At 54.7% G+C, this 24,267-nt stretch carries 20 protein-coding genes; 6 read left to right on the forward strand and 14 right to left on the reverse strand.

The features are described from left to right. Nucleotides 1-13: 13 nt before the first annotated feature. Nucleotides 14-1,606, reverse strand: coding sequence for a maltose/glucose-specific PTS transporter subunit IIBC (malX, locus tag L462_RS17600; protein WP_014169809.1), 1,593 nt, complete (start codon nucleotides 1,604-1,606; stop codon nucleotides 14-16). A 177-nt stretch (nucleotides 1,607-1,783) separates the two neighbouring features. Here malX and L462_RS17595 point away from each other — a divergent pair, with 177 nt between their 5' ends. Then, the gene (locus L462_RS17595) at nucleotides 1,784-2,812 is read left to right on the forward strand and encodes a Mal regulon transcriptional regulator MalI (RefSeq protein WP_014169810.1); all 1,029 of its coding nucleotides are present in this window, start codon (nucleotides 1,784-1,786) and stop codon (nucleotides 2,810-2,812) included. A 69-nt stretch (nucleotides 2,813-2,881) separates the two neighbouring features. On the opposite strand, the gene L462_RS17590 is transcribed toward L462_RS17595, so the two are convergent. Continuing rightward, nucleotides 2,882-4,450 carry a YdgA family protein gene (locus L462_RS17590; RefSeq protein ID WP_032678031.1) on the reverse strand — a complete coding sequence of 523 codons (1,569 nt, stop codon included), beginning with the start codon at nucleotides 4,448-4,450 and terminating at the stop codon, nucleotides 2,882-2,884. Nucleotides 4,451-4,549: 99 nt separating this feature from the next. Then, nucleotides 4,550-5,725, reverse strand: coding sequence for a mannose-6-phosphate isomerase (gene manA / locus L462_RS17585; RefSeq protein ID WP_020884317.1), 1,176 nt, complete (start codon nucleotides 5,723-5,725; stop codon nucleotides 4,550-4,552). A gap of 197 nt (nucleotides 5,726-5,922) precedes the next feature. Here manA and fumA point away from each other — a divergent pair, with 197 nt between their 5' ends. Continuing rightward, nucleotides 5,923-7,569 carry a class I fumarate hydratase FumA gene (gene fumA, locus L462_RS17580; RefSeq protein ID WP_025204339.1) on the forward strand — a complete coding sequence of 549 codons (1,647 nt, stop codon included), beginning with the start codon at nucleotides 5,923-5,925 and terminating at the stop codon, nucleotides 7,567-7,569. A 137-nt stretch (nucleotides 7,570-7,706) separates the two neighbouring features. Then, nucleotides 7,707-9,101, forward strand: a complete 1,395-nt coding sequence (fumC, locus tag L462_RS17575; protein ID WP_032678032.1) for a class II fumarate hydratase — start codon at nucleotides 7,707-7,709, stop codon at nucleotides 9,099-9,101. Here the strand turns inward: fumC and tus are convergent, their stop codons facing one another. The 3 genes from tus to rstA form a co-directional block, all read right to left on the reverse strand. Continuing rightward, nucleotides 9,102-10,031, reverse strand: a complete 930-nt coding sequence (gene tus, locus L462_RS17570) for a DNA replication terminus site-binding protein (RefSeq protein ID WP_032678034.1) — start codon at nucleotides 10,029-10,031, stop codon at nucleotides 9,102-9,104. It abuts the gene before it with no gap. A 74-nt stretch (nucleotides 10,032-10,105) separates the two neighbouring features. Beyond that, nucleotides 10,106-11,404 (reverse strand): two-component system sensor histidine kinase RstB, encoded by a 1,299-nt coding sequence (gene rstB / locus L462_RS17565; RefSeq protein WP_014169816.1) that lies wholly within the window; start codon nucleotides 11,402-11,404, stop codon nucleotides 10,106-10,108. A gap of 485 nt (nucleotides 11,405-11,889) precedes the next feature. Continuing rightward, a complete protein-coding gene (gene rstA / locus L462_RS17560; RefSeq protein ID WP_025204337.1) occupies nucleotides 11,890-12,606 on the reverse strand; it encodes a two-component system response regulator RstA in 717 nt (238 codons plus the stop codon). A 128-nt stretch (nucleotides 12,607-12,734) separates the two neighbouring features. Between rstA and L462_RS17555 the strand changes: the two genes are divergently transcribed. After that, complete coding sequence (locus tag L462_RS17555) at nucleotides 12,735-13,070, forward strand: GlpM family protein (RefSeq protein WP_025204336.1); 336 nt, start codon at nucleotides 12,735-12,737, stop codon at nucleotides 13,068-13,070. Here the strand turns inward: L462_RS17555 and folM are convergent. From folM to ydgH, 3 genes are all read right to left on the reverse strand, one after another. Then, nucleotides 13,067-13,789 carry a dihydromonapterin reductase gene (gene folM / locus L462_RS17550; RefSeq protein ID WP_032678035.1) on the reverse strand — a complete coding sequence of 241 codons (723 nt, stop codon included), beginning with the start codon at nucleotides 13,787-13,789 and terminating at the stop codon, nucleotides 13,067-13,069. The two genes, L462_RS17555 and folM, sit on opposite strands and share 4 nt — an antisense overlap. Nucleotides 13,790-13,828: 39 nt before the next feature. Then, complete coding sequence (locus tag L462_RS17545; RefSeq protein WP_020884310.1) at nucleotides 13,829-15,211, reverse strand: amino acid permease; 1,383 nt, start codon at nucleotides 15,209-15,211, stop codon at nucleotides 13,829-13,831. Nucleotides 15,212-15,396: 185 nt separating this feature from the next. Then, nucleotides 15,397-16,341 (reverse strand): DUF1471 family protein YdgH, encoded by a 945-nt coding sequence (ydgH, locus tag L462_RS17540; protein WP_020884309.1) that lies wholly within the window; start codon nucleotides 16,339-16,341, stop codon nucleotides 15,397-15,399. A 535-nt stretch (nucleotides 16,342-16,876) separates the two neighbouring features. On the opposite strand from ydgH, the gene pntA reads away from it, so the two are divergent. Together pntA and pntB are read left to right on the forward strand one after the other, a co-directional pair. Beyond that, nucleotides 16,877-18,406 carry a Re/Si-specific NAD(P)(+) transhydrogenase subunit alpha gene (gene pntA, locus L462_RS17535; RefSeq protein WP_020884308.1) on the forward strand — a complete coding sequence of 510 codons (1,530 nt, stop codon included), beginning with the start codon at nucleotides 16,877-16,879 and terminating at the stop codon, nucleotides 18,404-18,406. A 10-nt stretch (nucleotides 18,407-18,416) separates the two neighbouring features. Continuing rightward, on the forward strand, nucleotides 18,417-19,805 hold the full coding sequence (gene pntB / locus L462_RS17530) for a Re/Si-specific NAD(P)(+) transhydrogenase subunit beta (RefSeq protein ID WP_025204333.1): 1,389 nt from the start codon (nucleotides 18,417-18,419) through the stop codon (nucleotides 19,803-19,805). 49 nt (nucleotides 19,806-19,854) lie between these two features. Here the strand turns inward: pntB and uspE are convergent, their stop codons facing one another. From uspE to abgT, 5 genes are all read right to left on the reverse strand, one after another. After that, the gene (uspE, locus tag L462_RS17525; protein WP_014169827.1) at nucleotides 19,855-20,805 is read right to left on the reverse strand and encodes a universal stress protein UspE; all 951 of its coding nucleotides are present in this window, start codon (nucleotides 20,803-20,805) and stop codon (nucleotides 19,855-19,857) included. A gap of 110 nt (nucleotides 20,806-20,915) precedes the next feature. Next, nucleotides 20,916-21,110, reverse strand: a complete 195-nt coding sequence (locus L462_RS17520; RefSeq protein WP_014169828.1) for a hypothetical protein — start codon at nucleotides 21,108-21,110, stop codon at nucleotides 20,916-20,918. Nucleotides 21,111-21,244: 134 nt separating this feature from the next. Further along, the gene (gene fnr, locus L462_RS17515) at nucleotides 21,245-21,997 is read right to left on the reverse strand and encodes a fumarate/nitrate reduction transcriptional regulator Fnr (protein ID WP_014070017.1); all 753 of its coding nucleotides are present in this window, start codon (nucleotides 21,995-21,997) and stop codon (nucleotides 21,245-21,247) included. A 183-nt stretch (nucleotides 21,998-22,180) separates the two neighbouring features. After that, nucleotides 22,181-22,696 carry a methylated-DNA--[protein]-cysteine S-methyltransferase gene (gene ogt, locus L462_RS17510; protein ID WP_020884306.1) on the reverse strand — a complete coding sequence of 172 codons (516 nt, stop codon included), beginning with the start codon at nucleotides 22,694-22,696 and terminating at the stop codon, nucleotides 22,181-22,183. 10 nt (nucleotides 22,697-22,706) lie between these two features. Next, nucleotides 22,707-24,233, reverse strand: a complete 1,527-nt coding sequence (gene abgT / locus L462_RS17505) for a p-aminobenzoyl-glutamate transporter (protein WP_020884305.1) — start codon at nucleotides 24,231-24,233, stop codon at nucleotides 22,707-22,709. Nucleotides 24,234-24,267: the final 34 nt, after the last annotated feature.

A 24,267-nucleotide genomic window follows, 5' to 3' on the forward strand; every position in this document is an offset into this window, starting at 1 on the left:
AGGGGGTGAGGCATCAGGCTTCCACTGTACGCATCAGGGTTGCCAGCTCATCTTTCACTGACTGAACCTGCGGGCCGATAACCACCTGCAAATTATGTTGATTTAACTGTACCACGCCGATCGCCCGGTTGGCTTTCAGGGCGTTGGTGTCCACTTTCGACATATCCGCCACCGACAGGCGCAGTCGGGTGATGCAGTTATCCAGAGAGGTAATGTTATCCGCACCACCCAGCGCCGCCAGAATAGCAGGGGTGTTATAGCCGGACTTACCCACGGTACCTGCAACAGCCTGCTCAACGCTGCTGGCGGTATCGGTATCCCGTCCAGGCGTTTTGAGGTTAAAGCGGGTGATGGCGAAGCGGAAAATGCCGTAGTACACCGCGAACCAGATAGCGGCGACCACCGGTACCAGGTACCACTTGGTCGACAACCCGTGCAGGATCCCGAACACTACAAAGTCGATGACGTTGCCGTCGGTATTCCCGATGGTGACGCCCAGCACCGCCATCACAGTGAAGCCCAGACCGGTCAGTACCGCGTGGATGAGATACAGCACTGGCGCGACAAACAGGAACAGGAATTCGATTGGCTCCGTTGTACCGCCCACGACACAGGCGATGACCCCGGAAATCAGCAGCCCTTTAATTTTATGGCGGTTTTCCGGACGAGCACAGTGATACATGGCCAGCGCCGCACCCGGCAAGCCGCCGAGGAAGGCCGGCATTTTACCCTGTGACAGGAAGCGGGTCGCACTTTCAGAGAAGCCGTGCGTGGTCGGGCAGCTCAGCTGTGCCTGGAAGATGGTCAGCGCACCGCTCACATCGTGTCCGCACACCTCCATTGTGCCGCCCGCTTCGGTAAAGCGGATCAGCGCCACCAGAATATGTTGCAGACCAAACGGCAGCAGCAGACGTTCGCCGGTTCCGAAGATCATCGGACCAAAATCGCCCGCACCGTTGATGATGCGGCCAATCCCGTTAATCCCCAGCGCAAAGACTGGCCAGATCAGCGGAATAATAAGGCCAAACAGACCCATGACCACAAGGGTTACAATGGGTACAAAGCGGGTGCCCCCGAAGAACGCCAGCGCATCAGGCAGGCGGATATTGTGGAAGCGCTCATGCAGCATCCAGATAATCACCCCGGCGATCACCGCACCGAGGATCCCGGTATCAATGGACTGAATCCCGATAACGCTCTGAATGTTGTTCGCTTTAAGCACGGCGGCATCGGTGGTGGGCAGAATGCCTTTTGCCGTCAGCCAGAAGTTCACCGCAAGGTTCATTACCGCATAACCGACAAACCCGGCAAAGGCGGCCACGCCTTTGTTCTCGCGTGCCAGACCCAGCGGGATAGCAATACAGAACATCACCGGCAGGAAGCTAAAGGCGAAGGAGCCAACTTTACTCATCCAGATAAAGATCGCCTGCAGCACAGGTGTCCCGAGGAACGGGATCAGCGTGATGACGTCCTTACTGCTCAACGAACTGCCGATCCCGAGCATGATCCCGCAGAACGAGAGGAGTGCCACGGGCAGCATAAAGGTTTTACCCAGTTGCTGGAAAAATTCCCACAGCGATATTTTTTGTGCTGCTTTCGCCGTCATAAAACGACTCCTTTATTGTTAAAATCAGTTTATCTGCTTCAATGCTGCGAGAAGATAAAACGTTTTATCAAAGTTTAGTGCGCTCTGAATCACATTCTCAGGCTTTGACTGGTAGTATAAAGATTACATATTGATAAAACGTTTTACCGATCTCATTTCAGGGAGTCACGCCGACACATGGCTGTAGCGAAAAAAATCACCATCAACGATGTCGCGCTGGCGGCGGGGGTTTCCGTCAGCACCGTTTCACTGGTGCTCAGCGGGAAAGGACGCATTTCTCCCGCGACCGGGCAACGGGTTAACGAGGCGGTTGAGCAACTGGGCTTTGTACGTAACCGCCAGGCATCAGCGCTGCGCGGCGGCCAAAGCGGTGTGATCGGTTTGATTGTGCGTGACCTGACCTCTCCCTTTTATGCCGAACTGACCGCGGGCCTGACCGAAGCGCTTGAAGCGCAGGGACGGATGGTCTTTTTGCTTCACGGCGGTCGCGAGGCCGATCAGCTCCTTTCCCGTCTGGATATGCTGCTTACGCAGGGCGTCGACGGGGTGATCGTCGCCGGCGCATCGGGTGTGAGTAATGACTTGTGCGAGCGCGCCGCCGAAAAAGGCGTGCCGCTGGTGTTTGCCTCGCGCGCCAGTTATCTGGACGAAGCCGATACCCTGCGACCGGACAACATGCAGGCCGCACAAATGTTGACGGAGCATCTTATTCATCGGGGGCATCAGCGCATTGCCTGGCTTGGCGGAAAAAGCTCGTCCCTGACGCGAGCCGAGCGGGTAGGCGGTTACTGCGCGACGCTGATTAAATACGGCCTCCCGTTCCACAGCGAATGGGTGGTGGAATGCGAATCCAGCCAGAAGAAAGCCGCGGAAGCGATAAACGCGTTATTACGGAGTAGCCCGACGATAAGCGCCGTGATTTGCTATAACGAGGTGATTGCGATGGGGGCCTGGTTTGGCCTGATCCGCGCCGGGCGTCAGAGCGGCGAGGGTGGGGTTGAAACCTTCTTCGGCCACCAGGTGGCGTTAGGGGCATTTGCCGACGTTGGTGAAAACGCGCTGGACGATCTGCCCATTGTCTGGGCCACCACACCTGCCCGGGAGATGGGTTACACGCTGGCGGACAGGATCATGCAGCGCATCGAAAAAGCAGACGTGCAGGCCGGGCACCAGATTGTGTCGGCACGGTTAGTGACGGTGAAATAGTATTTCGTGGCACCAGGCTGAGTACCTGCAACCGGTAATAAAAAACCCCTCAGAGAGGGGTTTTGATGATTACTGCTGTGGTGCAGCGGGTGCAGCGGGTGCAGCGGGTGCAGCAGGTGCTTCAGGCACGGCCGGCGCTGCAGGTTCAGCCGGTTCCGGCATCCCCAGGGCAGGCATACCAAACATCCCGACAAAATCTTCCAGCGGCATTTTATCGCCGTTCAGCGTGACCTGACCGTTGGCATACTGCAGGCTGGTGGAAATGGTGTTGTCTTCCATCTTCGTGATGCGGAACATCTGGCCCATTGCCGCCAGGCCTTTCACCTGCTGGCTCGCCAGCTTGCCGGCATCTTCATCACCATACCCTTCAAGCTTCGCAATCTGGGTCATAAACTCGGTCGCCATATCCACAGGGATGGTCAGCTTGCTGTCGAGTGACTTCACGCTGCGATCCACTTCCTGCGCCAGGGTCTGAGGTTCACCCGTTGCGGTTGCCGGGTCTTTCAGGAACAGGGACAGATTAAAGTTGGTTTCGCCTTTGCTGTTTTTCCAGCTCAGCGGGGCCACGGTGATAACCGGCTCGCCTTTCAGCAGGATGGGCAGGTTGTTCATCAGCACCGCCATGGCCTGCTGCTGGTAAACTTCCGGATTCTGCTGCAGCGCGGCATTGCTCAGCAGTGCCTGGCTCTCTTTGCTGTATTTCTGGCTAAATTCATGCCATGCCTGACCGTCGATATTGCCAATCTTCAGCGACAGTTTGCCGGTCCCGAGATCCTGGTTCTGCACTTTCAGGCTCTTCAGGGCGTAATCCAGTTGGGTATTGATGCTCTTACCGTCTTTAGACACGTCGGATTTGCCGTCCACCTCCATGCCTTCCAGCACGGCCATCTCTTTCCCTTCAACCGCGATAGCAATCTTGTCGAAAGAGAGTTTCTGATTACCGATACGCTCTTTAAAATCGGTCATCTTGCTGTCGCCATCGGCTTTCAGGTTATTGAACGTCAGCTGAACCTTTTGACCGTATTCATTGACGGCATTGATCAGGCCGCTCTCTGCTTCACCGGTCAGGGAGAAGACATTTCCATCGCGGTCAGCATCAACCTTGAAATTCCCCCCGCTAAAGGTCACTTTCTCGTTATCTTTCTCGTAGTTCAGTGCTTTCAGATCGATACTGGAACGTGTGTCACCGGCGTAGCTGATGCGGGTGTTAACCTCGAAAGGTGACTCATTCTTTGCCAGATCAAACAGCGGTTTGGTTAAGTCGTTATTCACCAGTACAGTATGAACGGACGCCATCGACGGGATCAGGTTAAAAGACGTTAACTGTGCCAGCGGGAACGGACCATGGCTGACCACTTCATCCAGCACCACGCTTTGGCCCGGTTTCAGCCAGCCATTTTCATTACCGGCAACAGGCTTGACAACCACCTGCATATGGCTGGTAAAGATACCACGCTGATAATTCTGGTAGGCAAGCTCCACGCCTGCTTCCGGCGCGCCACGCTTAAGCTCTCCGTTAGCCTGTGCCACCATCTCAGCCAGACGGCTTTCCAGCTGTTTCCCGGTAAACCAGGAGGCACCTGTCCAGACCACGCCTAACGCTACAATCACTCCTACCGCTACGACCGATTTTTTCATTGCGACTATCCCTAAAATGAAACCAGGCGGTAGAAACCGCCCGGCGATGTAAAGTCTTCAACTAGCTTAGCAAGAGTTGTTAAAAAATTCAGTAAGTGCTTATAGCTTATTAAAAACACGCGCCAGACGACCGGTACCGCTCACGCTCACCGGCGACTCGTTTGCCGCTACAAATGCCGATTCGCCTGGCTTGAGCACCAGACGCTCGCCACCTTTATGCAGCGTTGCTTCACCCTCAACGCAGAACAGGATTGCTGCGCTCTCCTGCGCGATGGCGGTTTCTGCCGGGCTCAGGTCATGCAGTGAGAAGGCAAAATCATCCACCGGGATCGGGAAGTCCAGCTCCGCACCCTGTTTAACAGGCTGAGTCAGCAGGTGATCCGCAGGCTTCGCCTCAAACTTCACGTTGGCAACCAGCTCAGGGATATCAATGTATTTCGGCGTCAGGCCTGCACGCAGTACGTTGTCTGAGTTGGCCATCACCTCCAGCGCCACGCCCTGCAGGTAGGCGTGCGGGGTTTCAGCAAACAGGAACATCGCCTCGCCCGGGTTCAGCTTCACCACGTTCAGCAGCAGAGGGGAGAACAGGCCGCTGTCGTCCGGGTAGAATTCAGAAATCAGGCGGATAGTATCCCACGGCTCACCGTGCTGGCTGTCCAGCGCCGCTTTCAGCACCGCCAGGGCGTGAGATTTCTCTTCTCCCTGCATGTTCAGCAGGCTGGCGAAAAGCTGGCTCAGGCCTTCTGCATTCGGGTTTTCCAGGAAGTGGGCAATAGCGTTGTTAGCACCCGCCACCGGCTGCAGCAGGGAGATAATTTCTGAGAACTCGCGAAACGCGTTCATCGCCAGGAAGGGGGTCAGCGCAAAGACCAGCTCCGGCTTGTGGTTAGGATCTTTGTAGTTACGCTCGGCGGCATCTAACGGAATACCGGCCGCGTTCTCTTTCGCAAAGCCCATCTCAGAGGCTTTTTTATTCGGGTGCACCTGGATCGAGAGCGGCTGGTCGGCGCACAGCACTTTAAACAGGAACGGCAGCTCACCAAAACGGCTGGCAACCTTGTCACCCAGCAGGGTGGCTTTGTCGGCATCAATCACGTCGCGCAGAGAGCGAACCTGGCCGCTTGCGTCTTCAATTTTTGAGCTGCTCTTCGGGTGCGCACCCATCCACAGTTCTGCCATTGGCAGGTTGTTTGGGTTCGCGATACCGTAGAGATCCGTTAACGCAGTTTTACTTCCCCAGGCGTAGTTTTGCACTGAGTTAATGAGTTTTTGCATTATCAAGCCCTGATTCAATGGTGGAATTAACTCCGGGTATTAAAGCAATAAACCACATGGAAGTAACCTGTGGATGTAAAAAGTCGTACTAGTCTCAGTTTTTGTTAAAAAATTGTGTAGGATAAGCTGACTCGCTTTTAAGCGGGCAGCGGAACATCTGCCCAAATAATCAGACTGAAGCAGTAAGTGAGAGAACAATGTCGAACAAACCCTTTCATTATCAGGATCCTTTCCCCCTCAGTAAGGATCAAACCGAATATTACCTGTTAACCCGCGATCACGTCTCCGTCTCTGAATTCGAAGGGCAGGAGATCCTCAAGGTCGATCCGCAGGCGCTGACGTTACTGGCGCAGCAGGCTTTCCACGACGCCTCGTTTATGCTCCGCCCTGCGCACCAGCAGCAGGTTGCCGATATCCTGAGCGATCCGCAGGCCAGCGAAAACGACAAATACGTCGCCCTGCAGTTCCTGCGTAACTCGGATATCGCGGCGAAAGGTATTTTACCTACCTGCCAGGACACCGGCACGGCCATCATTGTGGGTAAAAAAGGCCAGCGTGTCTGGACCGGCGGCGGCGACGAAGCGGCGCTGGCGCATGGCGTGTACAACACCTACACCGAAGACAACCTGCGCTACTCGCAAAACGCGGCGCTGGATATGTACAAAGAGGTCAACACGGGCACAAACCTGCCTGCGCAGATTGACCTGTATAGCGTGGACGGTGATGAATACAAATTCCTCTGCATCGCCAAAGGTGGCGGTTCAGCGAACAAAACCTATCTCTACCAGGAAACCAAAGCGCTGCTCACACCGGGCAAGCTGAAGAATTACCTGGTTGAGAAAATGCGCACGCTCGGCACCGCTGCCTGCCCACCGTACCATATTGCCTTTGTGATTGGCGGTACGTCAGCAGAGAGCACCCTGAAAACGGTGAAGCTGGCGTCGACCAAATATTATGACGGCCTGCCTACCGAAGGGAACGAGCACGGCCAGGCGTTCCGCGATGTTCAGCTCGAACAGGAACTGCTGGAAGAAGCGCGTAACCTCGGCCTGGGCGCGCAGTTCGGCGGCAAATATTTTGCCCATGATGTGCGAGTGATCCGTCTGCCGCGCCACGGTGCCTCCTGCCCGGTCGGGATGGGGGTCTCCTGTTCTGCGGATCGTAACATCAAGGCGAAGATCAACCGCGAAGGCGTCTGGATCGAAAAACTGGAGAACAACCCAGGGAAGTACATTCCTGAAGCGTTGCGCAAAGCGGGCGAGGGTGAAGCCGTTCACGTTGACCTGAACCGTCCGATGAAAGAGATTCTGGCGCAGCTGTCTCAGTATCCGGTGTCGACCCGTCTCTCTCTTAACGGAACCATCATCGTTGGTCGTGACATCGCTCACGCGAAACTGAAAGAGCGTCTGGACAATGGTGAAGGGCTGCCGCAGTACATCAAAGATCACCCGATTTACTACGCAGGCCCGGCCAAAACGCCAGAAGGCTACGCCTCTGGCTCGTTAGGCCCGACCACCGCAGGCCGTATGGACTCGTATGTTGACCAGCTGCAGGCCAACGGCGGCAGCATGATCATGCTGGCAAAAGGAAACCGTAGCCAGCAGGTGACGGATGCCTGCCATAAACATGGTGGCTTCTACCTGGGCAGCATCGGCGGTCCGGCTGCCGTACTCGCGCAGGGCAGCATCAAGAGCCTGGAGTGCATTGAATACCCGGAACTGGGTATGGAAGCTATCTGGAAAATTGAAGTGGAAGATTTCCCGGCGTTTATCCTTGTGGATGACAAAGGTAACGACTTCTTCAGGCAGATCCAGTCCTCTCAATGTTCGGCGTGTGTGAAGTAATCTACTATAGCCGGGTGGCGTTCACGTCACCCGGCACATCAAAGAGCGCACAAAGCGCCATATCTTTTCTGTAAAGCAATCAATACTTATCTCTGAAGCATGTGAGCAATCCCGACAGTGTTATCAAGGAGAAAGTAATGACTACGGTACGCCGTGAGAAAGACTCTATGGGCGCGATCGACGTCCCGGCTGACAAGCTATGGGGCGCGCAAACCCAGCGTTCGCTGGAACATTTCCGTATTTCGACCGAGAAAATGCCCGTCTCGCTGATTCAGGCGCTGGCGCTCACTAAACGTGCGGCAGCCAAAGTGAATCAGGATTTAGGCCTGCTGGCGGCAGAAAAGGCCACCGCGATTATCACTGCTGCCGATGAAGTGCTGGCCGGCAAGCATCCTGATGAATTCCCCCTCGCCATCTGGCAGACCGGTTCTGGCACCCAGAGCAACATGAATATGAACGAAGTGCTGGCGAACCGGGCAAGCGAACTGCTGGGCGGCGTGCGCGGTATGGAGCGTAAGGTTCACCCGAACGATGACGTAAACAAAAGCCAAAGTTCGAACGACGTCTTCCCGACGGCGATGCACGTGGCGGCGGTGATTGCGCTTCGTGAACAGCTGATCCCGCAGCTCAACGTGCTTAAAACCACCCTTGGCGAGAAGGCGCAGGCTTTCAGCGATATCGTCAAAATAGGACGTACTCACCTGCAGGATGCCACGCCGCTGACGCTCGGCCAGGAGATTTCCGGCTGGGTGGCAATGTTAGAACATAACCTCAAGCACATCGAGTACAGCCTGCCGCATCTTGCAGAGCTGGCGCTGGGCGGAACGGCGGTCGGTACGGGGTTAAATACCCATCCGGAATATGCGGTGCGCGTTGCCGACGAGCTGGCGGCCATCACCGGGCAGCCGTTTATCACGGCGCCGAATAAGTTTGAAGCGCTGGCCACCTGTGATGCGCTGGTTCATACCCACGGTGCCCTCAAGGGGCTGGCAGCGTCGTTGATGAAAATCGCCAATGATGTGCGCTGGCTGGCCTCGGGTCCCCGTTGCGGTATCGGTGAAATTAGCATTCCGGAGAACGAGCCGGGTAGCTCAATCATGCCGGGCAAAGTAAACCCGACCCAATGTGAAGCCATGACCATGCTCTGCTGTCAGGTAATGGGTAACGACGTTGCCGTTAACATGGGCGGCGCATCCGGTAACTTTGAGCTGAACGTCTATCGCCCGATGGTGATTCACAACGTGCTTCAGTCCATACGCCTGCTGGCGGACGGTATGGAGAGTTTCAACGAGCACTGTGCGTCAGGCATTGAGCCAAACCGCGAGCGCATCAGCCAGTTGCTCAATGAGTCGTTGATGCTGGTGACCGCGCTGAATACCCATATCGGCTACGACAAAGCCGCCGAGATTGCGAAAAAAGCGCATAAAGAGGGGCTGACGCTGAAAGCCTCCGCTCTGGCATTGGGTTACCTGACGGAGGCTGAGTTTGATGCATGGGTACGCCCGGAATCGATGGTCGGCAGCCTGAAATAATCACTGCGCCACATACAGGTGCAGCCGCGGAATAATCAGCTGCAGCGGTTGCGCCTGAGGTCTGTAACGATGCTGGACATTTTCAGCATCGTAATTCAGCAGTTCGCCAATATCCGGCACAATGGCCCCCTGATCGGCATCATAAAGAGCGATCAGCGGCGTCGGGCAGGCATACTGTACCTGCTTTTGCTGGCCGGAATACCAGACGCGTGCGATAGGCTGCACCTTCACCGGGCGCTTAATCTTAAGCCGTGTATCCGCCGGCAGTGAGGCGATGCTGTGGTACTCCTGCTCAAGCCGTTCAATCCACTGCTCGCGTGACCACGGTGCGACAGTCCGCGGTGCCTTCAGACTCTTTTCCAGCTGTGCCAGAATGTCATCCCGGGTGAAGTTTTTAATGATGTGCTTGTTGGCCCAGCCGAAGCGAAGCGTAGCGGGATGACGCAGTAGCGTCAGCGTACGGTAGGCATTCAGGGTGATTAATCCCGGTAGCTGTCGGTGTACCCATTCAAAACGGGCGGCAGGGGCCAGACCTGACTCTTCAGTGATGATCTTTTCAAACGTCGCCTTAAGCGTGTTGATATGCGCAATTTGGTTTTCCAGCGCTTCTCGCGTTGTCGCATCAGTTTGCAGGCAGATTACGCCCGGCAGACGAACGGCCGCCTTACTGCTGCGGTTTTCTGACTGCTGCTGGATAAACAGGCGACGGTAGTGTCGCAGCGTCAATTCCAGCGCCGCTTTGCCGATATGCTGCTGTACCTCTATGGTTTCCAGCGGGTCGTGTTCAGCGCCTTTAACCACATCCGGCAAGGTGAAGACGCGCGCGGCTAACAGACGGCAGGTCTGCAAACGTTCGGTCAGAGTCAGTAACTCGTGTTCAATGTCGCGGAACGTGCTGTTCAGCCTTTCGATGAGATCGTACGTCGCCATGATAACTCTTCATTAGTTACAACATACTTATCATATAGCACAGCACGCCGGGTCAGGCCAGCGTGCGATAAAGGTCAGGCAGGGACGGGAAGGGTGATGTTGTGATATACCGGCCAGCTAAAGCAGAAGCGCGCGCCGCCGAGTGCGCTCTCTTCACAATGCACCGTGCCGCCCATCGCCTGCGCAATGGAGTAAACAATTGCCAGCCCGAGGCCACATCCCCCCGTGGCACGATCGCGGCTGGGGTCGAGGCGTACAAACGGCTCAAACACCGTTTCACGCGCTTCCGGGGCGATGCCCGGTCCGTCATCCTCAACCGTCAGACAGGCCTGACTACCCTGTAAATCTAAGCCAATCTGCAGCGTGCTCTCGCTATAGCGCATGGCGTTGTTCATCAGATTATCCAGCACGCGTTCCATCAGACGCATATCCAGTGCGCCATAATCGCCGGGCGTGACGTGTGTCAGCAGGGTACGTTGCGGGTTTACGCTCTGGACATCATCAATATGGGTTTGTAACCAGCCGGGCAGGTCCGGCGTACTGAGGTTCAGTTCGTTTTGCGGGCGATCGAGGCGCGCGTAGGTCAGGAGCTCCTCAATGAGGCCCTCAAGCTGACCAATGTCGCGGTTCAGCGCCTGAGACTCGGCCTCCGTCAGGTTTTCGCTCATCTCCAGCCGATAGCGCAGGCGTACCAGCGGCGTACGCAGCTCGTGAGCAATTCCGTCAATGAGCTGTTTTTTACTGATAATCAGCGCATTGATGTTATCAGCCATCTGGTTAAACGCCACGCCAAGACGTTCGAAGCTGGAACCGCTGTCGAAGTGAATGCGCTCGGTAAAATGCCCGTCACCAAAACGCTGCGCAGCAGATTCCAGTTTCAGCATGTCCTGCCAGTGTGGCCTCATCCAGATAAAGACCGGGAAAGCGAGCGAAATGGCAATGAAAGCCAGCAGGGCAAGGTCCAGCAGACGCATCTGGTGCAGATAATAGAGATAAGGTACCGGCCCCACGGCCAGAACGTAATGGCTCCGTGGAATGCGCTGGATAAAGGTATATTTCTCATCCAGCGCTACAATGTCCCCGTCACGCAGTCGCTGCATGGCGGGTGGCTCTAAATCGAAATCCTTCATCGGCTCGATGCGCAGATCAAACGACAGGTTCAGATCCAGCTCTTTTAAGGTCTTGGCCCAGTCGTGTGGCGGGATCTCTCGCAGCTCGCTGCGCATCAGGTAGAGCGAGCTTTTCATTAAATCATCCAGTGACTGCCTGCCCGCACGTTCGGCGGTGAATTTATAGACCAGCCCAACCAGCATGGTCATCACCAGGAAGCAGACAAACAGCAGGAGATAAAACTGTACGAACAGCTTTTTCATTCAATCTCACCGAAAATCAATACGTTAACAACCTGCGTCGAAGACAAACACGCAAACCCAAACTAGTTACACATACCGCTCGGTTTTTTACGGGGCCCGCATTGTGAGTAATTCCACAGAACGTACCCTTTTGATTTCATACAGTCTTCTATTTTTTTGATCCTGGAATCTTGCTGTTCTATCGTTTCGCCCGGCAGCAGGCGGTTACGACTGAAGTTTTCGTCCCATGAATTGAGCGAATACTTTCGATCAACGCCGCAGGCGTACAAATCCTCACGGCGTTGTTGCACATTGGTATGGCCCGGGGTCCTGGGATTCTGGATAGTCTGAATATACGGAACATAGTCATAATGACTTGAGTCCATATCTGCGACAACGCACCCGGTTAACCCAAAACAGCAGATCAGGCTGAGTGTTCTTATTTTATGCAACTGTCAGACCTCGTCTGCGTAATGTTTTAAACAGTGTCGTTCGGGGAACCGGCATCAGGTTTCCCAGGCGTGAGGCGCGAACAGATAGCCCTTGTTACGCACGGTTTTAATGCGGTACGGCTCAGTGGCATTATCCTGCAGTTTTTTACGCAGGCGCGAAATAGCCACGTCAACGCTGCGATCCATTCCGTCGTAGCTGACGCCGCGCAGGTTTTTCAGTAATGCATCGCGGTCCATGATCTGCCCGGCGTGGGTTGCCAGTTCCCAGAGCAGGTCAAAATCTGCGGTGGAAAGGGCGATAAGCTCGCCAGAAAGCAGAACCTGACGGTTAATCGGATCAATAGACAAGGTACCAAAACGCATCGCTTTGTGCGGGGTCAGCGACTGAGCAGGCGCTTCACGTTCAACGCTGGCACGCTGGCGTAAATGAAGGCGCAGACGAGCAAGGAGGACGGCAGGGGGCGTGGTTTTCAGAATGTAGTCATTGGCACCCATTTCGAGTGACAAAATATGGTTCATGTCGCTGTCCAGCGAGGTCAGCAGCACGATAGGGCCCTCCCACCGGGCGCGCAGATCGCGGCAGACCGTCATGCCATCTTTGCCGGGCAGCATAATGTCCAGCAGCACCAGGTCCGGGTTTTCACGTAAGACCACCTCTTCGGCACGATCGCCACGAGGCTCAACAATGACGTCCATATCATGTTTACCCAGATAGGCGGCGATCAATTGCCCCACTTCGGGCTCGTCTTCAACATAAACAATCTTATTCATACAACGTCTGTTATCGCGAAAAAAGCCAACATACACCGCACAACCTTAACGTTCCATTAATCTTTCATAATTAACGCCAGTTCCGTTATTCTGGCTCATAGTGTTATTTGATTGTTATAGGGAAAAAGATGGGGCTGGTGATAAAAGCCGCGTTGGGTGCGCTGGTGGTGTTACTGATTGGTGTTCTGGCTAAAACCAGGAATTATTATATTGCCGGGCTGATCCCACTCTTCCCGACCTTTGCGTTAATAGCGCACTATATTGTCGCCTCAGAACGAGGCACGGAAGCATTGCGTACGACTATCGTGTTCGGGATGTGGTCGATCATCCCTTATTTTCTCTATCTTCTTTCGCTCTGGTACTTCACCGGTTTTATGCGACTTCCCCTGGCGCTGAGCGGGGCCGTTGTCTGCTGGGGGCTCAGCGCCTGGGTGCTTATCTTCTTCTGGAGCCGCTTTCACTAGCGCAGCGGTCGACCGCCGTCCACGGCAAAGGTTCTGCCAGTGACATAGCAACTGGTGAGCAGATAATCGATAAGATCGATAACCTCTTTTTCACCTGGCGCAATTTTCATCAGCGATTTATTTAGCGCCTGCTGGCGATACTCCGCATCATCGTCTTCGTTGAATAAAATCATCGCCGGGGCGATGGCGTTCACCTTAACTTCAGGGGCAAGTTTACGGGCGAACGAGCGCGTCATGTTATCGAGTGCGGCTTTACTGGCCGCATAGGCGATGTGCTTGTCGCTGCCGCGCTCCACGACGTAATCGGTGAAATGAATAATATCACCCGCCGCATGTCCGTGACCGCGCAGCAGGTCGAGCAGGGCATGGTTCAGCAGATAGGGCGCATTGACGTGGATCTGCAGCATGCAGGAGAGCGTTTCGCTGAGTGGCGTACCGGATTTTTCGGGAAGCCAGGCGCTGGCATTATGGATAATGGCGCGCAGCCCGGGGGTGGTAGATTTCACTTTATCAGCGAAGGCCAGAATACCGTCATCGGTTGAGAAATCGGCCTGAATGCAGATCGCACCGGCTTTGCGTAGCCCCTCAACCGAGGGATATTCGCTGCGGTAACTGATGATGACCGGATGGCGAAGATTGAGAAAGTGATGGGCAAGGGCGAGGCCGATACGACGGCCTCCACCAGTAATCAGTATTGGGCGTTGCTGCGCGTTTCCCATCGTGTTCTCCTTTTCAGTTCAACAATGGGAAAGGCGATTCTATCCCATTAACATCCAGGTTGCCGGTACGGCAGCAACCAGTAACAGCCCGATTAAGGCCATCTCACGGCGTCTAAGCGCGTTCTCTAACTGATGCGTGCGGCGGGCGTAGATAAACACCAGCAGGCCCGGTGCATACAACACCACCGACAGCAGCAGATGCATAGGCCCGGAAGCATACAACAACCACAGGCCGTAAATACAGGCTCCGACGCCCACCACATAGTGCGCCGGACGTGTGGCGATTTTTAACAGATATGCACCCACTAAGAAATAGGGTACCAGAATCATCTCCGAGGCGATGGTCAGCAGAGTGTTATAGTCTGAACCTGTGAGCCAGATCAGCACCAGACAGACCTGAACGCTGATGTTGGTCAGCCAGAGTGAGGCCGACGGCGCGCTGTTTTTGTTTTGACGAGCAAACAGGCGTGGAAATGCTTTGTGCGTTGCGGCCAGAAACGGCACTTCTGCCGCCATAATGGTCCAGCTCAGGTACGCGCCGCACACGGAGATAATCAGCCCCGCGGCAATCACCACGTCACCCCACGGTCCGAACATTTTCACCATCAGGCCCGCCATCGACGGGTTACGCATTTCGGCCAGTTCAGGACGCGCGACCACCCCCAGCGACAGCAGCGTCACCATCAGATACACGCCCAGCGCCGCCAGTACCGCCAGCAGCGTGGCGCGACCCACATCGCGCTTATTCCGCGCCCGGGCAGAGACCACGACGGCACCTTCAACACCGATGAAGACCCACAGGGTGATCAGCATGGTGTTTTTGACCTGCTCCCAGACCGGTACGCCCAGCGCGACACCGCTGAAATCGAGACTGAACACATCGAGACGGAACGCCATAAAGGCCAGCACGATAAACAGGCCGAGCGGAACCAGTTTGGCCAGGGTTGCCACCAGGTTAATGCTGGCCGCCGTCTGTACGCCACGTAGAATCAGCCAGTGAACAACCCACAGCAGTACCGAAGCGCCCACAATGGACTGCCAGGTATTGCCGTCGCCAAAGAACCGCAGTTCAGGGGTATCGGTAAAGAAACTGAGCGCCGAAAAGACGATCACCAGGTAGGAGACGTTTGCGATGACCGCACACAGCCAGTAGCCCCATGCGGAACAGAAGCCAATCAGTTCGCCGAAACCTTCACGGGCGTAAGTGAAAATCCCCCCATCCAGATCCGGGCGGATGCGGGTCAGCAGCAGCATTGCGAACGCCAGCAGCAAAATCCCGGCCCCCGTGATGCCCCACCCTATAAGCAGTGCGGCAGGGCTGGCGACCGCCGCCATATTCTGCGGTAAGCTGAACACGCCCGCACCCAGCATTGAGCTCAAAACGAGTGCAGTCAAAGCACTCAGGCCTAGTTTCTTTTCCATTGGCTTCCTGTTATGAAAGGTCCAAATCCAGAATAATTATTTCGCACAGGCGCATAAAAATGGTGGATCACACTAAGGCGCGGGATTTTACGGAGTGTCACGAAAGCATGCAATGACGTGGGGCCGAATTTCAAAAAAAAGTAACAAAAAAGGCGGCATTGCGCCGCCTCGGGTCAACCGTTCTGTTACTTGTACAGGTCGGCGCTGATGGTCACGTTGTTACCACGTTCCTGCCACTGGCGGGTGATGTGGTAATACTTCGCCCCTTTCTTCGCCGCACGTTTCGCGACCTGATAAGAGACTTCCGTCATGTTGCCGTAGTTGCCGGTAAATTTAATGCTGTCGAACGGCACCATCTGCGCTGCAGTGGCTTTGTTCAGCTCTTCAATTTTGGTTCCGTCTGGCAGGGTAACGGAGTAACGGCCACCTTTGGTGGATTGCGTTTCGAAGAAACGGCCCACTTCAGCGCTTGGTGCGGCAGAGGTGGCTACGCCTGGAATTTCCACTTTCTTCGCTTCTTCGCCGCCTTTCGCTATCGCCGCACGACCCGCTTCGGAATCAGCAGGGATGGCGTCCGGGCTTTGCAGAACGCGTTTTTTCGCATCTTCTTTATAGATGAACGCGGTAATGCGCTGGTTGCCACCCTGGTTAGCATCGACCTGACGCACGATAAAGAAAGAGTACGCGCCTTTTTCTTTTGCGGCTTTGGTGATGGCATCGTTCACTTCAGGTTGGCTGCGATAGAAGCCCTGCACGGTGACGGTGTCATAAGGTTCCAGCTCAATCGCCTGATCTTTTGGTAATTCAACGACGCCGTTAATCACGCGGTTTTTCGGTGCGTCAGCTTTCGGCGCATTGTCTTTATACAGCGCAATGGTCACGCGCTGGTTACCGCTGTTGCCGGAGTCAGACTGATCAACAACGTAAAACGAGGCCGCACCGTTTTTATCGGCGGCTTTTGATGCGGCGGCGACGGCATCGCCAATAGAATTATAACGACCCACAATGACCGTATGGTCAAAAGGTTTTAACGCTGCCGCTTGCTCCGGCGTTAACTCTGTCGCGGCATTCGCAGACAGGGCGGTCGCGGAGAGAAGTGCGGACGCCAGGAGTGTGTTCTTAAGCTTCATAAAAATAATCCTTCGCCTTGCGCAAACCATGTACTGGTATTGTTGTTAATTTGAGACGGTCCCGATTATGGCATTTAAAACCCGTCGCTGTCTGCGCCATTTTTCACAGCCTGTGCTCACTGAATCATCTGATTTGATAACATTTAGTGATATGTTGAAAAAACAGGCGTCTGACAAGCAAAACTGATAAAGCTTATGACTTTTACAAGTTAATTTAATGTTAATAAGTTGTTCTCTAATGGCGCTATATCATGTTTTTACCGCTTCGCTTGCGCTATTTATCGGTCTCAGCGATGAATTTAAGGTAAATATCACTGTCAGCGACGCAGATCACTTATTTTTCACAGATAAAGTAAGAAATAGTGTTTTCTGGCGGTAGATCACGGGCGTTATTTTCAGTAGGTTATAGAAAGTTTGTTACTGTTTTATTTTCTGGGGTTAATCATATGTCGTCGCTGTCCTGCTGGCGAAAGTTGATACAAACCGCGGGCATTTATCGACAAACCATCATCAAAAACCGATGGAAGGGAAAACTATGCGTATTGGGGTACCAAAAGAACGGTTAGCCAATGAAACCCGCGTAGCGGCAACACCGAAAACGGTGGAGCAACTGCTTAAACTGGGTTTTACCGTCGCAGTTGAACGCGGCGCGGGCAAACTGGCGAGTTTCGATGACGAGGCCTTTATTCAGGCTGGCGCGGAAGTGGTGGACGGTGCTGAAGTCTGGCAGTCGCCCGTTATTCTCAAGGTTAATGCGCCGGAAGAGAGCGAGATTGAACTGTTGAATCCTGGCACGACGCTGGTGAGCTTCATCTGGCCTGCACAGAATCCTGAGTTGATGGAGAAGCTGGCAGCACGTGGCGTGACCGTGATGGCCATGGACTCCGTGCCGCGTATTTCGCGCGCGCAGTCGCTGGATGCCTTAAGTTCCATGGCGAATATCGCCGGTTACCGCGCGATTGTTGAGGCGGCGCATGAGTTTGGTCGCTTCTTTACCGGTCAGATCACTGCGGCAGGGAAAGTGCCTCCGGCGAAAGTGATGGTGATTGGCGCGGGCGTGGCGGGTCTTGCGGCTATCGGCGCAGCAAACAGCCTGGGCGCTATCGTACGCGCTTTTGACACCCGTCCTGAAGTAAAAGAACAAGTACAAAGTATGGGTGCCGAATTCCTTGAGCTGGACTTCAAGGAAGAAGCGGGTAGCGGTGACGGTTACGCGAAGGTCATGTCCGAAGCTTTTATCAAAGCGGAAATGGAACTCTTCGCCGCGCAGGCCAAAGATGTCGACATCATTGTCACTACCGCGCTTATCCCCGGTAAACCCGCGCCGAAGCTGATTACCCGTGAGATGGTTGACTCAATGAAGTCGGGCAGCGTGATCGTCGACCTGGCGTCGCAAAACGGTGGCAACTGTGAATACACCGTGCCAAATCAGGTGACCACCACTGCTAACGGCGTGAAGGTGATCGGGTATACCGATTTGCCGGGCCGTCTGCCAACGCAGTCTTCTCAGCTGTACGGTACCAACCTTGTTAACCTGCTGAAACTGCTCTGCAAAGAGAAAGACGGCAACATCACCGTTGATTTTGACGATGTTGTTGTGCGTGGCGTAACGGTGGTGCGTGAAGGCGAAATCACCTGGCCTGCGCCACCGATTCAGGTGTCCGCGCAGCCTCAGGCGGCACCGAAAGCGGCGCCTGAGCCTAAAGAGCCAGCTAAACCGGCTTCTCCGTGGCGCAAGTACGCGATCATGGCGCTGGTCATTATTCTGTTTGGCTGGCTGGCAGACGTCGCGCCGAAAGAATTCCTCGGCCACTTTACCGTCTTCGCGCTCTCGTGTGTGGTGGGGTACTACGTCGTGTGGAATGTCTCCCATGCGCTGCATACGCCACTGATGTCGGTCACTAACGCCATCTCCGGGATTATCGTGGTCGGGGCGCTGCTGCAGATTGGCCACGGCGGCTGGGTAAGCTTCCTGAGCTTTATCGCGGTGCTGATCGCCAGTATCAATATTTTCGGTGGGTTCACCGTGACTCAGCGCATGCTGAAAATGTTTCGTAAAGGCTAAGGGGTAGCATATGTCTGGAGGATTAGTCACAGCCGCATACATTGTTGCTGCAATCCTGTTTATTTTCAGTCTGGCGGGACTTTCCAAACACGAAACGTCTCAGCAGGGAAATAACTTTGGTATCGCCGGTATGGCGATTGCGCTGATTGCCACCATCTTCGGGCCGGACACCGGCAACGTTGCATGGATCCTGGTGGCGATGATCATCGGTGGCGCGATTGGTATTCGCCTGGCGAAACGCGTTGAAATGACCGAGATGCCGGAGCTGGTGGCCATTCTGCACAGCTTCGTGGGGCTGGCGGCGGTGCTGGTGGGCTTCAACAGCTATCTGTACCACACACCCGGTCTGGAACCGATTCTGGTCAACATCCATCTGACGGAAGTGTTCCTCGGCATTTTCATTGGTGCGGTGACCTTCACCGGCTCAATTGTCGCGTTCGGCAAACTGCGCGGTAAGATCTCTTCTAAACCGCTGATGCTGCCAAACCGTCACAAGCTGAACCTGGCGGCGCTGGTCGTGTCCTTTGTGCTGCTGGTGGTCTTCGTGCGCACTGAAAGCGTGGGCCTGCAGGTGCTGGCGTTACTGGTGATGACCCTGATTGCTCTGGCCTTTGGCTGGCACCTGGTGGCCTCCATTGGGGGTGCCGATATGCCAGTGGTTGTCTCCATGCTGAACTCCTACTCCGGTTGGGCCGCGGCGGCAGCAGGCTTCATGCTGAGCAACGATCTGTTGATCGTCACCGGTGCGCTGGTCGGTTCTTCTGGTGCGATCCTGTCTTACATCATGTGTAAGGCGATGAACCGTTCGTTTATCAGCGTTATCGCGGGTGGCTTTGGTTCTGATGGCTCCTCAACCGGTTCTGACGAAGAAGTGGGTGAGCACCGTGAGATCACCGCGGAAGATACCGCAGAGATGCTGAAAAACTCACACTCGGTCATCATTACCCCAGGCTACGGCATGGCGGTGGCACAGGCTCAGTATCCGGTTGCGGAGATCACCGAGAAGCTGCGTGCGCGCGGTATCAAGGTTCGCTTTGGCATTCACCCGGTAGCGGGGCGTCTGCCAGGCCACATGAACGTGCTGCTGGCGGAAGCGAAAGTGCCTTACGACATCGTGCTGGAGATGGATGAGATCAACGATGATTTCACCGATACCGACACCGTCCTGGTTATTGGTGCCAACGACACCGTTAACCCGGCGGCGCAGGACGATCCGCGTAGCCCAATCGCCGGTATGCCGGTTCTGGAAGTGTGGAAGGCGCAGAACGTGATTGTCTTCAAACGTTCCATGAACACCGGTTATGCAGGGGTTCAGAACCCGCTGTTCTTTAAAGAGAACACGCACATGCTGTTTGGCGATGCAAAAGCCAGTGTCGATGCTATTCTGAAATCGCTGTAAATCAGCGACAAAAAAACCGCCGTTTCCGGCGGTTTTTTTATGTCTGAACTTAGTCGTCTTCCGGGTCGTCCAGTTCAACCGGTGTCTGATACTCATCCGGCTTGATGACCAGCAGGTCACAGCGCAGATGGTCGATCACCTGTTCGGCGGTATTGCCCAGGAACGCGGCAGAAATACCGGTCCGGCCAATGGTACCCAGTACCACAATCCCCGCCTGCAGATGTTCTGCTAAATCCGGGATCACCTCTTCAGGTAACCCTTTTTCCACATGTGTCATTTTCTCATCAATGCTGAATTTCTGGCGTAACGCCTTCATGGCCAGCAGGTGCTGCCCCCGGATCGCATCGTTATACACGCTCGGGTCAAATTCAGGCAGCTCGATAGCAATATTAATCGGTGTTACCGGGTAAGCGCCCACCAGATGGACTTCAGTGTGGTTAACCTGTTCGGCAAGCTGGATCGTCTCCTTGACCAGCTTTTCATTGAGCGAATTGTGGTAATCCTCCTCGCTCGCCAGGTTGACCGCCACGACGGCCTTGCCGCCTTCTGGCCACGGCTGGTCTTTTACCATCCACACCGGGCAAGGGCATTTACGCAGCAGGTGCCAGTCGGTAGGGGTAAAGATCACGGATTCCAGCTTGTCGTGCTGGTGCGCCATTTTCAGCAACAGGTCGTGCCCACCGGCGACCACTTCCTGGATAATGGCTTCGAAAGGTCGGTTATGCCAGACCACTTTAATATCGATAGGAACACCCGCTTCCAGGTAATATTTGGCCTGTTCACGGATCCACGCGGTACGCTGGCTGATCACTCCCTGACGCATTGCGGTGCGTTCGTCAGGCGACAGAAGGGTGGTCATCTCATATGAGAAGTCATAGATCGGCAAAAACGCTTTGATTTTGCCACCAATCCGTTGATGTAGATACACAGCACGTCGTAATGCCGGCTGATCGTCCTGGTTAGGATCGATAGCCACCAGCATGTTTTGATACTTTGCCATACAGGTCTCCTTACTACTGTCACCACAGTCTGTAATTAAAAGAGTAACCTATATATCTTGAATGAAACAGGGGGGAAGTTTTTGTCAGATCAATAAATCATGAAAATCTGTCACAGAAACAGAACCGTTGTCGTTACCGCGATAAAGGCAATCAGCAGCAGTACCATCACCGCAATCGCAAACGTCGTTGAATCCTGTACGTAGGTTTTTTCTTCACCCTTCATTGGCCCGACAAGCATGATCCAGATGAATATGAAGGTCACTGAGGCGATAACGACTGAAACGAAAAATAAACTTTCTCTCAATTCATAACCTCAACAAGAACCTTTCAGGGACTGAGTGGGGCGGTGCCAGGGAAACGTGGTGAAACGGAAGTGGTGACGTACCAGACCAATAAATCATAAAAATTTATCGGTCTGGCATCAATCATGCGGGGGCGTTATGCCACGTTGCGGGAGTGACCGGCAAGAACGGCCAGAGCTTCACCGTTTTCGATGGTAATGTATTTACCCTTAACGGCCAGCATTCCGCTTTTCTGGAAACGACCCAGCAGGCGGCTGATGGTTTCCACGGTCAGGCCCAGGTAGTTACCGATATCGCCACGTGTCATGGTCAGACGGAATTCACGGGGGGAGAAACCGCGCTCCGCGAAGCGGCGTGAGAGGTTATAGATAAACGCGGCCAGGCGTTCTTCTGCATTCTTTTTGGAAAGCAGCAGAATCATGTCCTGATCGCCTTTGATCTCACCGCTCATCAGACGCATCATCTGCTGACGCAGATTGGGCATTTTGCCTGAGAGATCGTCCAGCGTTTCAAACGGGATTTCGCAAACCATTGAGGTTTCCAGCGCCTGAGCAAAGCTCGGGTGATGGCCAGTACCGATGGCATCAAAGCCAACCAGGTCACCCGCCAGATGGAAGCCGGTGATCTGCTCATCACCCTGTTCAGTGATGGTGTAGCTTTTGATGGTGCCAGAACGGATAGCATAGAGCGATTTCAGTTCGTCTCCCGCTTTAAACAGCGTCTGCCCTTTCTGAATAGGCTTTTTGCGCTCGATGATATTATCAAGCTGATCGAGTTCATGCTCATTCAGGGTAAACGGGATACAGAGCTGGCTGATGCTGCAATCCTGGCAATGGATAGCACAACCGCCAGACTGAATGCGTCGTATAATTCGCTTTTCCGGGATCATAGGTTTGCTCAAGCCTTAATTGATATTGGTCAATTTTAACATCTTTTTGGTAAGTACGTAAGCCTGCCAAACCATCAATAAGGACAAGAGACGGCAACCTGTTGCCATCTTCTTGAAATTCCACAGCTTGATTATGGATTTTTAGCCTAACCGGAAGAAAATTAAGCACTAAAAGCCTGGAAACTAGAGCAGGAGATACCCCTCGTGACGCAGTAACCACTCCTTGCGCTGCACGCCACCGGCATAGCCGGTCAGGGTGCCGTTGCGGCCAATCACGCGGTGGCAGGGGACCACAATACTGACGGGGTTAGCGCCATTTGCCGCGCCGACCGCGCGGGCCGCGCCGGCACGGCCGAGCTGCCCGGCGAGCTGGCCGTAATGCATGACCTGTCCGCACGGAATACTGCGCAGCGCCTGCCACACTTCGCGCTGGAAAGGTGTGCCTGCCGTGGCGGTCGGCAGGGTGTCAATGATGCTGAGATCGCCCTCGAAGTACGCCGTCAGTTTGTCGCTCAGGCCGCCGGGGTTGGTGGCGCTGATACGTTCATAACCCTGCGCGCGATAGTGCACGTTGAGCAACGTGTCCATCCTGTCGCTGTGTTCTTCCCACTCAACGGCGCGCAGACAGAACTGCTCGTCTGCAATCACCCACAGTGGACCAAGCGGCGTGGCAATTTTATCTTCGAGTAATCTCAGCATCGTTAATCCTTTAGTGCAGCCTTGGGTAAATCCCCGGCCCAATCGGCAGACCGACAAGATACCATGCCACCAGCATCACCAGCCATACCCCTAAAAAGATAAGCGGATAGGGTAAAACCAGCGAATAGTAGGTACCCAGTTTTGCCTCTGGTTTATAGCGCTGCAGGAAGCCTAAAAACAGCGGAACAAACGGTGAGACCGGTGCCAGCGGGATGACGGAGGAGTCTGCGATACGGAACAGGATCTGGGCAAACGCCGGGTGGAACCCCAGCATCATAAACATCGGCACAAAGATGGGGGCCAGAATCGACCAGATTGCCGAGCCGCTGGCGATAAACATGCACAGCAGTGACGACAGCAGCGCAAGGCCGACAAATGCCGGGACGCCGCTTAACCCCGCCGCTTCCAGCGCATCGGTCAGCCCCACGGCCATAAATTTGCCCATGTTGCTCCAGTTAAACATCGCCACGAACTGCGCCAGCGGGAACACCATCACAATAAAGCCCGCCATCTCTTTCATGGGTTCGATCATCAGCTGCGGCAGATCGCCCTGACGGCGAATTTTGCCGGTGGCGATCCCATAGGCGAGCGAAACGACAAAGAAAAACAGAATAATCAGCGGCACAATGCCCTGAATAAACGGCGAGGGGAGAACGGTATGTTTAACCGGATCGCGCAGGATGCCGTTTTCCGGTACCACCATCAGCGCGACCGCGGCAATAAACGCCAGCGAGACCACGCCTGCCACGCGCAGGCCAACGCGTTGCTCTTTACTCAGCGTCTCCAGCTTCTCATCACTTCGGCCTTCCCATTTCCCTAAACGCGGCTCAATGAGCTTATCGGTAATCAGTCCGCCCACCAGGGTCAGCAGGACCACCGAGCTGGCCATAAAGTACCAGTTGTCGATGACGCTGACGTGCATCGCGGTGTCGATGGTTTTGGCCGCCTCCGTGCTGATGCCTGAGAGCAGGACATCGGTGGTCACGATCAGCAGGTTGGCGGTAAAGCCGCAGCCTACGCCCGCAATCGCCGACAGCAGACCCGCCACGGGATGGCGTCCGACGGCGAGGAAAATCAGAGCGCCCATGGGCGGCATGATCACCAGCGCGGCATCAGAGGAGATGTGGCTAAAGAAGGCGATAAACAGCACCATGTAGCTGGCGTAACGTGCGCTGACGTGGGAGGCCATTTTCACCATCAGCGCCGGTAACAGACCGACACGCTCGGCAAGCCCGGCGCCCAGTACCAGCGCCAGAATGGCCCCCAGCGGGGCGAAGCCGCTGAAGTTTTTAACCACATTCGGTAAGAACCAGTGCAACCCTTCGACACTTAACAGGTTCTTGACCGCCACCATACTGCCATCGGCCGGACTGCGCACGCTGACATCAAAGGCGGACAGCACCGCTGTCGCCACCATCAAAACCACGATCAACCAGATAAAAAGCAGGAAAGGGTGCGGCACTTTATTGCCGATCCTTTCAACCCAGCCATAGAGCTTACCGGATGGGGAATGCGAAGGTATGGAAGACATACTCATGGGCGTTCCTCGGGACTGTTGTTGTGTTGTTGTG

The sequence above is a fragment of the Enterobacter sp. BIDMC 26 genome, from assembly GCF_000534435.1.
Taxonomy (GTDB): Bacteria; Pseudomonadota; Gammaproteobacteria; order Enterobacterales; family Enterobacteriaceae; genus Enterobacter; species Enterobacter ludwigii.

Excerpts from the sequence above, each read along its gene's own strand:
- malX (WP_014169809.1), bottom strand. The coding sequence starts at position 1,606 with ATGACGGCGAAAGCAGCACAAAAAATATCGCTGTGGGAATTTTTCCAG.
- L462_RS17595 (WP_014169810.1), top strand. The coding sequence starts at position 1,784 with ATGGCTGTAGCGAAAAAAATCACCATCAACGATGTCGCGCTGGCGGCG.
- L462_RS17590 (WP_032678031.1), bottom strand. The coding sequence starts at position 4,450 with ATGAAAAAATCGGTCGTAGCGGTAGGAGTGATTGTAGCGTTAGGCGTG.
- manA (WP_020884317.1), bottom strand. The coding sequence starts at position 5,725 with ATGCAAAAACTCATTAACTCAGTGCAAAACTACGCCTGGGGAAGTAAA.
- fumA (WP_025204339.1), top strand. The coding sequence starts at position 5,923 with ATGTCGAACAAACCCTTTCATTATCAGGATCCTTTCCCCCTCAGTAAG.
- fumC (WP_032678032.1), top strand. The coding sequence starts at position 7,707 with ATGACTACGGTACGCCGTGAGAAAGACTCTATGGGCGCGATCGACGTC.
- tus (WP_032678034.1), bottom strand. The coding sequence starts at position 10,031 with ATGGCGACGTACGATCTCATCGAAAGGCTGAACAGCACGTTCCGCGAC.
- rstB (WP_014169816.1), bottom strand. The coding sequence starts at position 11,404 with ATGAAAAAGCTGTTCGTACAGTTTTATCTCCTGCTGTTTGTCTGCTTC.
- rstA (WP_025204337.1), bottom strand. The coding sequence starts at position 12,606 with ATGAATAAGATTGTTTATGTTGAAGACGAGCCCGAAGTGGGGCAATTG.
- L462_RS17555 (WP_025204336.1), top strand. The coding sequence starts at position 12,735 with ATGGGGCTGGTGATAAAAGCCGCGTTGGGTGCGCTGGTGGTGTTACTG.
- folM (WP_032678035.1), bottom strand. The coding sequence starts at position 13,789 with ATGGGAAACGCGCAGCAACGCCCAATACTGATTACTGGTGGAGGCCGT.
- L462_RS17545 (WP_020884310.1), bottom strand. The coding sequence starts at position 15,211 with ATGGAAAAGAAACTAGGCCTGAGTGCTTTGACTGCACTCGTTTTGAGC.
- ydgH (WP_020884309.1), bottom strand. The coding sequence starts at position 16,341 with ATGAAGCTTAAGAACACACTCCTGGCGTCCGCACTTCTCTCCGCGACC.
- pntA (WP_020884308.1), top strand. The coding sequence starts at position 16,877 with ATGCGTATTGGGGTACCAAAAGAACGGTTAGCCAATGAAACCCGCGTA.
- pntB (WP_025204333.1), top strand. The coding sequence starts at position 18,417 with ATGTCTGGAGGATTAGTCACAGCCGCATACATTGTTGCTGCAATCCTG.
- uspE (WP_014169827.1), bottom strand. The coding sequence starts at position 20,805 with ATGGCAAAGTATCAAAACATGCTGGTGGCTATCGATCCTAACCAGGAC.
- fnr (WP_014070017.1), bottom strand. The coding sequence starts at position 21,997 with ATGATCCCGGAAAAGCGAATTATACGACGCATTCAGTCTGGCGGTTGT.
- ogt (WP_020884306.1), bottom strand. The coding sequence starts at position 22,696 with ATGCTGAGATTACTCGAAGATAAAATTGCCACGCCGCTTGGTCCACTG.
- abgT (WP_020884305.1), bottom strand. The coding sequence starts at position 24,233 with ATGAGTATGTCTTCCATACCTTCGCATTCCCCATCCGGTAAGCTCTAT.